Here is a 12,309-nt window from a genome sequence, read left to right on the forward strand (position 1 = left end):
ATATCAAATAGTAGAGCACATGAACCTAGGTGTTGCGCAGTTTAGCCCAAAAGATGGGGATACCGATTATAACTTATCGGTAATTGAAAACTTAACAAAGAAGTCAAAATTGGCAGGGGCCGATGTCATCAGTTTTCATGAGATGGCGGTTACCGCCTATACCTTTACCAAGGATTTCTCCTATTCCCAAATTCACGATCTGGCCGAAAAAGTACCCTATGGGACGAGTTGTCAACAATTAATCGCTATTTCGAAAACTTATGACATTCCCATACTAGCAGGCCTGGTTGAATTGGAAAATGACAAGATTTTTAACACCTATGTCTGTGTGACCAAAGACGGACTACTTGCGAAATACCGGAAACTACATCCGTTTATCAACCCCCATATGAGCGCAGGTGATGATTATGTGGTCTTCGATCTTTTGGGTTGGAAGTGTGGCGTCTTAATCTGTTATGACAACAACATCGTCGAAAATGTGCGTGCGACCACCCTTCTCGGAGCCGAAATCATCTTTGCTCCCCATGTAACGGGATGCACCCCCTCCGCCATGCCCGGAAGAGGTTTTGTGGATGACAACCTATGGCAAAACCGTGAAATTGATCCCGTGTCATTGCGTTTGGAGTTCGATGGCCCTAAAGGAAGAAGATGGTTGATGCGCTGGTTACCGGCACGGGCTTATGATAATGGGGTATACTACGCATTTATGAACCCTATCGGCTATGATGGGGAGCATTTGAAAAATGGCAATTCGATGATCATCGACCCATATGGCGAAATTTTATCGGAAATTAGAAGTTTTGAAGATGAGATCACTATTGCAAAACTTACGAAAGACAAAATACCCTTATCAGGCGGATGGAGATACAAAAATGCGAGAAGACCTGAATTGTACAAAGCCATTCTGGGGCAAGAACACCAACCAAGTCTTCAACCGGTTTGGATGTCAAATGAGACGTAGAATCAACATTGGTACAGTAAAGAAAGGGCTGTTAGTGCTATCCTTTTTGAGTTTCGCCTCCTGCGCCTTATGGAAACCCGTCCCACAGCCCGAAAGGGAATTCCGTGGCTTCTGGGTGGCGACGGTAGTCAATATCGATTGGCCAAAAAAAGGCACGGACGCCATCGAAAAAAAGAAAGCCGACTACCGTACCATTCTCAATTTTTATCAGGACCTCAATTTTAACGCAGCAATCGTTCAAGTGAGAACGGCAGGAGACGCCTTTTATACTTCGGATTATGCCCCTTGGTCACGATTTTTGACCGGAAAAGAAGGAAAGACCCCCGATACTCAAGAAAACCTGCTGCAGTGGATGATTGACGAAACGCATGATAGAGGAATGGAATTTCATGCTTGGCTCAATCCGTACCGTGCCACCTTCGACCTCAAAACCGATATCTTAAGTACCGCCCATGATTTCAACCAACACCCGGAATGGATGTTGAAATATGGTAAAAAATATTACTATGATCCAGGACTTCCCCAAGTACAGGAACGTATGATATCGGTTATCGATGAGCTCGTATCAATTTATGATATCGACGCCGTTCATTTTGACGACTACTTTTATCCTTACACTATCAAGGACGAGGTATTTAACGATTCGATTACCTACTACAATTGCAGCCTACCGAATCAAGATCTCGGCGATTGGCGCCGTAGCAATATCGATTCATTGATCAAGAAGAGCCACGCGACCATAAAAGCGCGGAAACCTTGGGTACAGTTTGGGGTTAGTCCGTTCGGAGTATGGAAAAACCAATCGACCGACCCCAAAGGTTCCGATACGCAAGCGGGACAGACCACCTTCGATAATCTTTATGCCGATCCCCTACTTTGGATGGAACAAGGATGGCTTGACTATATTGTTCCGCAGGTCTATTGGAGTATGGAACTTCCAGTAGCCTCACACCGAAAAATCGTGAATTGGTGGTCACAGTATTCAACCAATACCCTGCTCTACATCGGCAACGGACCTTATAAAATCAGGAACAATAGCGATACTGCTTGGAACAAAAAGAAAGAACTTCCCGATCAAATACATCTCGCTCGAAATACTGACGAGGTGAACGGCAATGTGTTCTTTAGTGCAAAAAGTCTGATGACCAATTCAAAAGATGTAGTTAAACATCTCAAAAGGAAATTCTATAGAAAGAAAGCCTTACCACCTCAGCTACAGAAAACAAGAGTGGTCAAAGAGCAAAAGACAGCGTTGAAATCAATACAAAATCAAAAAGAACATACCTTACTTGAATTTGATCATTTAGAACAGGTCCATTATGCCACCATCTACACCTGCCAAAAAGTAAAGAAAGACCACTATGTTCGAAAGAAGTTGTTGAAACGGTCATTTGTCAAAGACAAAGATCATATACGGATACCTTCCGATCTCCTGAAGGGCAAAAAACGGATAGCTATTATATTTATGGATAAAAATGGTCGGGAAAGTGAGCCGAAAATCATACATTTAAAACAAACCGATTCAAATGATCCAAAAGAATAAATGGGCCTGGGCTTGGGTACCCACTCTTTATTTTGCCCAAGGATTACCTTATGCCTTAGTCGTAACCGTCTCCGTCATTATGTACAAAAGACTAGGTGTCAGCAATGCGGATATCGGGCTATACACAAGTTTTCTATATATTCCCTGGGTCATCAAACCCTTATGGAGTCCCTTCGTAGACTTAAAAAGCACCAAACGAAATTGGTTTTTAGGGATGCAATTATTAGCCTCCATAGCCCTTTTGGCTATCGGGCTGACGCTGCCCACGAACATCTTTTTTGTCACTAGTTTAGCCTGTTTTTGGATGGTAGCCTTTGCTTCCGCGACCAATGATATTGCTACGGATGGCTATTACATGATCGGCCTTACCGAGGACCGACAGTCCTTTTTCGTTGGGCTGAGGAGCGTTTTTTACAAATTGGCAAATGTAACAGGACAAGGGCTCCTTGTAGTTTTGGCCGGTTTATTGGAAGAGCATTACGGTGACAATACCAAAGCCTGGTCCTACACCATGATTAGTGCCGCTTTGTTAATGTTGATCTTGACCATATCCAATTTTTTCGTTGCCCCCAAATTTGAGAGTTCACAAGCGATTACACTAGAAAGGCCAAAAGGATTTTTGGAAGTCTTTTCTACATTCTTCAAGAAGTCGGGCATGGGTATGGCCTTGGCATTTATATTGTTTTTTAGACTTGGGGAGTCCCAATTGGTAAAAATGGCCTCTCCATTTCTATTGGACCCCACCTCGGAAGGAGGCTTGGGTTACAGCACCTCGGAAGTCGGTACCATCTATGGAACCATCGGAGTTATTTTTCTAACGATTGGCGGAATCCTAGGGGGAATTCTCATATCGCGGCAAGGCCTAAAAAAATGGATGCTTCCCATGCTTATTTCCTTAAATGCGCCCAATGCCCTCTATGCCCTACTGGCTATTACCAAAACGACAAATATCTATGCCGTCACAGGAACGGTTATTGTGGAACAATTTGGCTATGGTTTCGGAATCGCAGGCTTTATGGTCTACCTAATCTACATCGCCGAAGGAGCTTCCAAAACCTCGCATTATGCCTTAGCAACAGGATTTATGGCCTTGGGAATGATGTTGCCCGGACTCATCAGCGGCTATATGCAAGAGTGGCTTGGCTACGATGGTTTCTTTATTTGGGTAGTCCTGGCCGCATTGCCCGCTTTTGTTTTGTTGAAATACTTAGATTACCCAGCTGATTTTGGAAAGTCAAAAACATAACCTGAATATGAACAAAGTCCCAGATTATCAAACCGCCAATAGCCTACTCTCCCGAGCCGAAAAGGTAGGGCAATTGTTTATGCCGGCGGCCTTTATCAATGACTCCGAAGCGGAGATCGAACAATTGGAGCATTTGATACGTACAAAAGGTATCGGTTCGCTTTGCTTTTTTCACAGTAGGGCCAGTGCGGCAACAAATTATGAAGGAAAAAAAGAGGTCGTCTTCAACGATGCTAGTTTCGAGACCCTCAAGAAACTCATTGAACGTTACCAAAACGCTTCAAAATATCCTTTACTCATTGCCATAGATGCCGAATGGGGTTTGGCCATGCGTATCGAAAACACTCCCCAATACCCCTATGCATTAACCCTAGGGGCCATTCAAGGTAACAATGACCTGATTTTTCAAGTAGGAAAAAATATTGCAAAAGACTGCAAGGCCGCCGGAATACATTGGAATTTGGCTCCCTGTGTCGATGTGAACAGCAATCCGAACAATCCCGTCATCGGATATCGGTCTTTCGGAGCCGACAAATTGAAAGTTGCCGAAAAGGCACTCGCCTTCATTAAGGGTACTGCGAGTGAGGGCATTCTAACCAGCATAAAGCACTTTCCAGGACACGGTGATACAGCCACGGATTCGCATTTGGGGCTTCCTTTAGTTGAAAAACCTAGAACGGAACTCACGGCGAACGAATTGTATCCATTTCAGCAAATCATAGATAAAGGGGTAGACTCGGTGATGGTCGGACATTTATCCGTGCCTTCTTTGGCCAATGGCGAAACCACTTCTTCAAGTATTTCACCCGCAATTATCAAAGACCTTTTGCGAAACGATATGGGATACCAAGGAGTCGTCATATCAGACGCTTTGAATATGCATGCCGTATCGAAGGAGTATTCGGAAAAAGGACAACTCGAATGGTTGGCTTTTGATGCCGGAAACGATGTGCTATGTTTCGCGGAAAACGTCTCCGAAGGTATAACCACCATTCTCCAAAAGGCTTCTTCCGAACAGATTGAGGAAAGCTTCAAGCGCGTTTGGGCTTTAAAGGAGAAAGCTATTGAGAGGGATGTTTCGAAGACCCCGAGACTTACAGAACCCAAGCAATTGAATCAAACTTTGGCAGAAAGGAGCCTGACCCTTTTATGGGGAAGCGAAAGTGCAATTGCACAGTTCAGGGCTACCGATTTCTGTACACTAACCCTGAAAAGATCAGCCTCTCAGCCGAAGTTGCAAGACCTTCCGTCAGAAATACGACAAATGCGATCGCAAGTAGCGGAAGAAACCGATATTTTGGTATTGCTCACACCTCCGCAAGTAAAACCTGCGAATCGGTTCGGTTTCATCAAAGATGAAATTGACTTTATCAATGAACTGATCCAGACGAAAAATGTCGTCGTGTACCTTTTCGGGAATCCTTATATGTTGCAACATATATCGTATGAAAAAGCAACCGCGGTCGTAGTGGTCTATCAAGATTTTACCGAGTTCCAAGACGCGGCGACCGAGCATTTTTTAGGAAAACTAGCCGCTGAGGGAAAACTCCCGGTATCTATTTTTTGAGGAAGGGCCTGATGGAAAAAAAAGTATTAAAGTCATGGGATGAAAACGCTAACGAATGGATTAAGATTATCGATTCGGAGGAAATACCATCTCGAATCGTTACTAATAGCGCCATCATAGAATTACTTTCTCAATTGCCCAGCACTACGATCCTGGATTGCGGATGTGGGGAAGGTTGGCTTACAAGAAGTATGACCCTAATCGGCAAGAAATCCGTCGGGGTCGATGCGACCTTAAAATTAATCGAGCACGCACGCACGAAGGGACCTGAGACCTATTACCAAATGTCCTATGACGAAATCAGTCAGGGAGAAGAAATACCCGAAAGTCCATTTGAGGCCGTAATATTCAATTTTTGCCTTTATCAACAAGAGGGTATGGACCTCTTGTTGAAGAACCTCAGAAAGTCGGTTACCCCTAAAGGCTATTTGGTCATACAGACCATACATCCCTTTTTCCTTCTAGACCGGAAACTGGGGTATAAAAGTCAGTGGATAGCAAACGCCTGGGAAGGGTTACCGGGCAATTTCACCAATGGGCATAAATGGTTTGCCAGAACATTTGAAGACTGGAGCGTCGTTTTTTCCGAATCAGGACTAGAGCTCATAAAAATAAAGGAAACGCGAACAAACGAAAATACACCACTCTCGGTGATTTTCATATTGCAATACAAGCTATGAAGCAACATAAAATTTTGGGCGTCATGTCGGGCACCTCTTTGGATGGTCTCGATCTTTGTTATTGTCATATTGGCAACACAAAAGGAAATTGGTCCTTTGAAATCATTAAATCAAAAAGCATCGCCTATTCGAGTGCCATGCAGACCGAGTTGAAAGATTCGATCTACTTGAAAGCGGAAGACCTGTTGCAATTCCATAATACTTATGGAACCTGGCTGGGGGAACAGGTCAAGCAGTTCATTGAAGCCGAAAAATTGGATCCGGAGTACATTGCAAGCCATGGACACACCACCCACCACCGACCGGAAAAAGGGCTAACATTCCAAATCGGTTCGGGGCAGCACTTGGCCAACGCCTGCGGTCACAAAGTTATCTGTGATTTCAGGACCAATGACGTGGCCCTAGGAGGTCAGGGTGCCCCTCTAGTTCCTATCGGTGATCAACTATTTTTCGAAGAATACGATTTCTGTCTGAACCTTGGTGGGATCAGTAATATATCGCTGGTGCAAAAAGGCAAACGTATTGCCTATGATATCGGGTTGGCGAATATGATCCTGAATTATATCACCAGAAAAATCGATCTCGATTATGACGATGAAGGAGCATTGGCACGCTCCGGCCATATTAACGAAGCGATGCTCACGAAGTTAAATGCATTGCGATATTATTTATTACCGCATCCGAAATCAATCGGCTATGAATGGTTCGTTGAAGAGGTGGTTCCCATTGTGGAAGCATGTGACGATACTACCGAAAACCTATTACATACCTCTGTGCATCATATTTGCGAAAAAGTGGCACAACAGATTAAACTGAATAGCACCAAGGATCAGAATACCTTATTCGTTACGGGAGGAGGAGCCTTGAACCATTTTTTAATTGAGGTCCTAAGTAAAAAACTCATGGGGCACACGGAAGTCATTGTACCCGAAAGGGAAATTATCGAATTCAAGGAAGCACTTGTTTTTGCCCTTATGGGCGCCTTACGTGCCGAAAAGGAAATCAATGTTTTGAAATCGGTAACCGGTGCAAAAAGGGATTCCTCTAGCGGGGTGATCTATTTGCCTGCCTAAGGATTAGGTAGAAATCGCTATCTTAGAAAACTAATGCCAATACCAATTGATCATGAGTGACAAACAGAAAAAGGCTTCGGCCTATTGGAGAGAAAACGTAAGGTACCTATTTCTACTTTTGAGCATTTGGTTCGCTGTTTCCTACGGGGCCGGAATCCTATTCAAAGAGGCTCTTGATACCATACAGATCGGAGGGTTCAAACTCGGTTTTTGGTTCGCGCAACAAGGGGCGATTTATGTATTTGTCATCCTCATTTTTGTATACGTACGATTGATGAACAAATTGGACAAGAAATACGGATACAATGAGTAGCACACAGACCGTACTCTTGAAGTAACTACGGAAACCATTTTCACGATAAACAACCACACCTATGACCGTTCAGACCTGGACTTATATTTTAGTTGGAATCACGTTTGCTCTCTACATTGGTATCGCTATCTGGTCTCGAGCTGGATCTACCAAAGAGTTTTATGTTGCCGGGGGTGGTGTATCACCTCTTGCCAATGGCATGGCAACAGCCGCCGACTGGATGTCGGCCGCATCCTTTATTTCCATGGCGGGTATCATTGCTTTTGCCGGTTATGATGGATCTGTGTATCTGATGGGGTGGACAGGTGGGTATGTACTTTTAGCCCTTTTACTCGCCCCCTATCTCCGTAAATTCGGGAAATTTACCGTGCCCGACTTTATAGGCGACCGCTATTATTCCAAAACGGCCCGCATTGTGGCCGTGTTCTGTGCATTGATCGTATCGTTTACTTATGTTGCAGGTCAAATGCGGGGTGTCGGTCTCGTATTTTCTAGGTTTTTGGAAGTCGATATCAATACCGGCGTCATCATCGGTATGATCATAGTACTATTTTATGCCGTTTTAGGAGGAATGAAAGGCATCACCTATACACAGGTGGCACAGTATTGTGTGCTCATTTTTGCTTTTATGGTGCCAGCCATTTTCATTTCCATTCAAATGACGGGAAACCCTATTCCACAATTGGGTATGGGATCTACATTGAACGATGGATCGGGAATGTACCTTTTGGATAAATTGGATGGTCTCTCCACTGAATTAGGATTCAACGAATACACCGACGGTTCCAAATCAGTGACCGACGTCTTTATGATTACCCTGGCTTTGATGGTAGGTACTGCCGGATTACCACATGTCATTGTGCGGTTCTTTACGGTCAAACGGGTAAAAGACGCTCGAAAGTCTGCCGGCTGGGCCTTATTGTTGATTGCCATATTGTACACCACCGCCCCTGCGGTATCTGTTTTTGCGCGGACGAATATGATCAACACCGTAAGCAATCAAGAGTATGCTAGTATGCCGGCATGGTTTAAGACCTGGGAAAAAACAAAACTGATCACCTTTGAAGACAAAAATGGGGATGGTAAAATTCAATATGTCGCTGATGCAAAACAAAATGAGCTGACCGTGGATAACGACATCATGGTTCTGGCAAATCCTGAAATTGCGAACTTGCCTTCTTGGGTCATTGCCTTGGTCGCTGCGGGCGCCCTTGCTGCGGCACTTTCCACAGCAGCTGGTCTGCTGTTGGTCATCTCCGCATCGGTATCGCATGACTTGATCAAAAAGGTCTTCAAACCCGATATTTCAGAAAAAGGGGAGCTTTTGGCAGCCCGTCTGTCCGCCGTGGTCGCGGTAGTTATTGCAGGATATTTTGGAATAAATCCACCAGGATTCGTTGCTGCTGTGGTCGCTTTGGCCTTCGGTTTGGCCGCAGCCTCTTTCTTTCCCGCGATTGTTCTCGGTATCTTCTATAAAAAAATGAACAAGGAGGGTGCTATTGCCGGTATGGTCATCGGTATTTCCTTGATGATCTTTTATATGCTTAAGTTCAAATTCGGCATTTTCGACGGTGGAAAATCGGCCGTCGCTGGCTTGCAAAAAGACTGGTGGTTCGGAATTTCCCCTGAAGGTTTCGGCAGTATTGCCATGCTGGTCAATTTCGTGGTGTCGATTGTCATATTACAATTTACCCCTGCCCCACCAGAAGATGTGCAAGAAATCGTAGAGGATATTCGAATACCAAGTGGTGCCGGACAAGCGGTTAATCATTAAGACTATTTGGAGAAGGCGGCCTTCCAACTCGAATAGGCCTGTTTTTCCACACCATCCTCATTCAGAATTCCGGTACTGATCCAGATCTTTCCGAGATCCTTCAAATCTTCAGGAAATGTTTCCCATAACGGATCGTAATCCCTGTGGGTCCACCAGATGATGTATTCGTAGTGTTCCGCCTGTGCATTGGTGAATAGCGTTTGCATATAAGTAACTTGCTCCGATTCCGTTCCGGGTATAAAAAGGTCAAAACCCTCAATGCTCAAATCCTCGGACAAATGTCCGGTTTCAGCAAACGCAATGGGCACATCCACATGAGCATGCAAAAAATCAAATGCCTGCTGCACCTCTGAAGTGCGCTGTAATCCTTTTAGGAAAGGGTAAAAGCTAATCGCCGCAAAATCCATGGTGTTGACATAATTGCCTACCTCATCGATAACCGATTGTTGGGTATCATAATCCGGTCTGTAAAAATTGTGCAACATAACCGACTCGGCAATCGGCAAGGTCGGATATTCTGTTTTTATACGACTTTTCACATTTGATATAAGCAGTTTGTATTCAGCCCACTTTTCCGGTGCATTTTTCAAAAGTCCATCTACCTCCACGGCAATGACCAGATATTCCGGCTGCAATTGTGCAACCAAATACCGTACGTGCTTGTGATAGGCCTCTACAATGGTTTCATCATTCAATGCCGTGTAATCAGGCTTTTGTCCATCAAAATCCGGCATCAGGTCGTTGCGATCTAAATTCAGCAAACTGATCGATAGGGTCATACGGGTTCCCGATGTTCGCCTAGCGGTTCGATGGGCTACCATATCGGTAAATGCAATGGGCAAGTCCGTATCGTTGATCCATGCGCTCCACGGGATTTCAGAGTCGATATGTTCGGAATAGATATCCCCGTTTGCCATGAGAAAGGCATTCGTTTCATCCACCGCAAGCTGCGTGGGCGCAAAGGGCCAGGTGGTGAATCCCATTTGAAATACCCGTGCTTCAGAGGTGTCGAAAACCACATCCTCCATGGGCATATCTTCCGGTTCTGCATCGCTCGTACATCCCAAAGTAAGCATGAGGAACAACGCTCCGATTTTTAGAGGTATATGGTGGTATGTTTGTATTATGGATTTCATTATTCAAAAGACGGAAAATTGTACCCCAGAATATTTACTTTTCCTTATTTTTATCGGTATACAACAATAACGTACTTATGAGCAATTATCATATAAAACACTTAGAGGAATATTTTCAGGTTTACCGAAAATCGGTTCGAAATCCTGAGGCTTTTTGGGAGGAAATCGCCGAAGAACATTTCGTTTGGCGTAAGAAATGGAATAGTGTTTTACAGTGGGACTTCACCAAACCCGAAGTTAAATGGTTCGAAGGAGCGCAATTGAATATCACCGAAAATTGTTTGGACCGCCATTTACCCACCCGCGGCAATAAGACGGCGATTCTATTTGAACCCAATGATCCCAATGAAGAGGCGGAGCATATCACTTATCGACAATTGCATGAGCGTGTCTGTAGAATGGCAAATGTGTTGCTCGAACATGGCATAAGAAAAGGAGATCGTGTCTGTATTTACCTTCCGATGATACCTGAATTGGCCGTATCGCTTCTTGCATGTGCGCGAATCGGTGCGATTCATTCCGTTGTATTCGCAGGCTTTTCGGCCAATGCCCTCTCTACACGTATCAACGACTCGGATTGTAAAATGGTCATTACCTCAGATGGTTCGTATCGCGGGGCAAAGACCATCGACTTAAAGGGTATTGTTGACAAAGCACTTGAAGACTGTCCCGGTGTCGAAAACGTACTGGTGGCCAAACGCATCGACAGTGAAATCAACATGCAAGAGGGGCGCGACAAATGGTTACAACCCCTTTTAGACGAATCATATGCAGACCTGGTGGCCGAACGGATGAATGCCGAGGACCCTTTGTTCATTTTGTATACTTCGGGTTCCACCGGCCAACCTAAAGGCATGGTGCATACCACTGCGGGGTACATGGTGTATACGGCATATACCTTCAAAAATGCATTTCAATACCGGGAAGAGGATGTCTACTGGTGTACGGCCGATATCGGTTGGATAACAGGACATTCCTATATCGTTTATGGACCTTTGGCGAACGGGGCGACCACCCTGATGTTCGAAGGAGTGCCCTCTTACCCAGATTTTGGACGTTTTTGGGAAATCGTAGAAAAACACAAAGTGAATCAATTTTATACGGCACCGACCGCCATTCGGGCCTTGGCAAAAGAGAACCTTGACTATGTTGAAAAACATGACCTATCAAGTCTAAAGGTCATCGGATCGGTCGGGGAACCGATCAATGAAGAAGCTTGGCACTGGTACAATAACAATGTGGGTAAAAAACATAGTCCGATTATCGATACGTGGTGGCAAACCGAAACCGGTGGGATCATGATAACACCTATTCCGTACGTTACCCCCACAACACCTACCTATGCCACGTTGCCATTTATTGGCATACAACCGGCTTTGATGGATGAGAATGGAAAGGAAATCAAAGGCAATCAAGTAGATGGTCGCCTGTGCATCAAGTTTCCATGGCCCTCCATGGCCCGGACCATTTGGGGTAACCACGATCGCTATCGCGACACCTATTTCGCGGCGTATGAAAACATGTATTTCACTGGGGATGGAGCCCTTCGCGATGCTGTAGGGTACTACCGAATCACAGGGCGGGTAGATGACGTCATAATCGTTTCCGGACATAATTTAGGTACCGCTCCAATCGAAGATTCTATCAACGAACATCCTGCGGTAGCCGAATCGGCCATCGTCGGCTTTCCACATGATGTCAAGGGCAATGCCCTATACGGATATGTTATTCTCAAAGAAACCGGGGAAGACAGGAATCGGGACAATCTCCGCAAAGAGATCAATCAGCAGATTACGGAGCAAATCGGACCCATTGCCAAACTGGACAAAATTCAATTCGTATCAGGATTGCCCAAAACACGAAGTGGCAAGATCATGCGGCGCATTCTAAGGAAAATCGCCAGTAAGGATACGTCCAATTTGGGTGATACCAGCACCCTGCTCAATCCGGAAGTGGTCAAGGATATCATGGATAATGCCCTCTAACCATAATTGTTTGCTACTTTTGTGCTAAACA

General features: G+C 44.8%; 10 protein-coding genes. 9 read left to right on the forward strand and 1 reads right to left on the reverse strand.

What is annotated here, in order from left to right:
* Window positions 1–19: 19 nt before the first annotated feature.
* From ACKWCA_RS19330 to ACKWCA_RS19365, 8 genes are all read left to right on the forward strand, one after another.
* Window positions 20–961, forward strand: a complete 942-nt coding sequence (locus tag ACKWCA_RS19330) for a nitrilase family protein (protein ID WP_413979878.1) — start codon at window positions 20–22, stop codon at window positions 959–961.
* Complete coding sequence (locus ACKWCA_RS19335; protein ID WP_413979879.1) at window positions 951–2,504, forward strand: glycoside hydrolase family 10 protein; 1,554 nt, start codon at window positions 951–953, stop codon at window positions 2,502–2,504. The genes ACKWCA_RS19330 and ACKWCA_RS19335 overlap by 11 nt, the downstream gene beginning before the upstream one ends.
* On the forward strand, window positions 2,488–3,750 hold the full coding sequence (locus tag ACKWCA_RS19340; protein WP_413979880.1) for an MFS transporter: 1,263 nt from the start codon (window positions 2,488–2,490) through the stop codon (window positions 3,748–3,750). The genes ACKWCA_RS19335 and ACKWCA_RS19340 overlap by 17 nt, the downstream gene beginning before the upstream one ends.
* 7 nt (window positions 3,751–3,757) lie before the next feature.
* On the forward strand, window positions 3,758–5,317 hold the full coding sequence (locus ACKWCA_RS19345) for a glycoside hydrolase family 3 protein (protein WP_413979881.1): 1,560 nt from the start codon (window positions 3,758–3,760) through the stop codon (window positions 5,315–5,317).
* Window positions 5,318–5,328: 11 nt separating this feature from the next.
* The gene (locus ACKWCA_RS19350; RefSeq protein ID WP_413979882.1) at window positions 5,329–5,997 is read left to right on the forward strand and encodes a class I SAM-dependent methyltransferase; all 669 of its coding nucleotides are present in this window, start codon (window positions 5,329–5,331) and stop codon (window positions 5,995–5,997) included.
* Complete coding sequence (locus ACKWCA_RS19355) at window positions 5,994–7,070, forward strand: anhydro-N-acetylmuramic acid kinase (protein ID WP_413979883.1); 1,077 nt, start codon at window positions 5,994–5,996, stop codon at window positions 7,068–7,070. The genes ACKWCA_RS19350 and ACKWCA_RS19355 overlap by 4 nt, the downstream gene beginning before the upstream one ends.
* Before the next feature lie 52 nt (window positions 7,071–7,122).
* Window positions 7,123–7,383: a DUF4212 domain-containing protein gene (locus tag ACKWCA_RS19360; RefSeq protein WP_413979884.1), complete on the forward strand. Its 261-nt coding sequence runs from the start codon at window positions 7,123–7,125 to the stop codon at window positions 7,381–7,383.
* Between the two features lie 61 nt (window positions 7,384–7,444).
* Complete coding sequence (locus tag ACKWCA_RS19365) at window positions 7,445–9,157, forward strand: sodium:solute symporter family protein (RefSeq protein ID WP_413979885.1); 1,713 nt, start codon at window positions 7,445–7,447, stop codon at window positions 9,155–9,157.
* Between the two features lie 2 nt (window positions 9,158–9,159).
* Here the strand turns inward: ACKWCA_RS19365 and ACKWCA_RS19370 are convergent, their stop codons facing one another.
* Entirely contained in the window at window positions 9,160–10,293 is a 1,134-nt protein-coding gene (locus ACKWCA_RS19370) for a hypothetical protein (RefSeq protein ID WP_413979886.1), read from the reverse strand.
* A 77-nt stretch (window positions 10,294–10,370) separates the two neighbouring features.
* Between ACKWCA_RS19370 and acs the strand changes: the two genes are divergently transcribed.
* The gene (gene acs / locus ACKWCA_RS19375) at window positions 10,371–12,278 is read left to right on the forward strand and encodes an acetate--CoA ligase (RefSeq protein WP_413979887.1); all 1,908 of its coding nucleotides are present in this window, start codon (window positions 10,371–10,373) and stop codon (window positions 12,276–12,278) included.
* The last annotated feature ends 31 nt before the right edge of the window (window positions 12,279–12,309 follow it).

Source organism: Maribacter corallii (assembly GCF_047345415.1).
Lineage (GTDB): Bacteria > Bacteroidota > Bacteroidia > Flavobacteriales > Flavobacteriaceae > Maribacter_C.

Coding starts and splice junctions, on each gene's coding strand:
- ACKWCA_RS19330 (WP_413979878.1), top strand. CDS start 20: ATGAACCTAGGTGTTGCGCAGTTTAGCCCAAAAGATGGGGATACCGAT.
- ACKWCA_RS19335 (WP_413979879.1), top strand. CDS start 951: ATGAGACGTAGAATCAACATTGGTACAGTAAAGAAAGGGCTGTTAGTG.
- ACKWCA_RS19340 (WP_413979880.1), top strand. CDS start 2,488: ATGATCCAAAAGAATAAATGGGCCTGGGCTTGGGTACCCACTCTTTAT.
- ACKWCA_RS19345 (WP_413979881.1), top strand. CDS start 3,758: ATGAACAAAGTCCCAGATTATCAAACCGCCAATAGCCTACTCTCCCGA.
- ACKWCA_RS19350 (WP_413979882.1), top strand. CDS start 5,329: ATGGAAAAAAAAGTATTAAAGTCATGGGATGAAAACGCTAACGAATGG.
- ACKWCA_RS19355 (WP_413979883.1), top strand. CDS start 5,994: ATGAAGCAACATAAAATTTTGGGCGTCATGTCGGGCACCTCTTTGGAT.
- ACKWCA_RS19360 (WP_413979884.1), top strand. CDS start 7,123: ATGAGTGACAAACAGAAAAAGGCTTCGGCCTATTGGAGAGAAAACGTA.
- ACKWCA_RS19365 (WP_413979885.1), top strand. CDS start 7,445: ATGACCGTTCAGACCTGGACTTATATTTTAGTTGGAATCACGTTTGCT.
- ACKWCA_RS19370 (WP_413979886.1), bottom strand. CDS start 10,293: ATGAAATCCATAATACAAACATACCACCATATACCTCTAAAAATCGGA.
- acs (WP_413979887.1), top strand. CDS start 10,371: ATGAGCAATTATCATATAAAACACTTAGAGGAATATTTTCAGGTTTAC.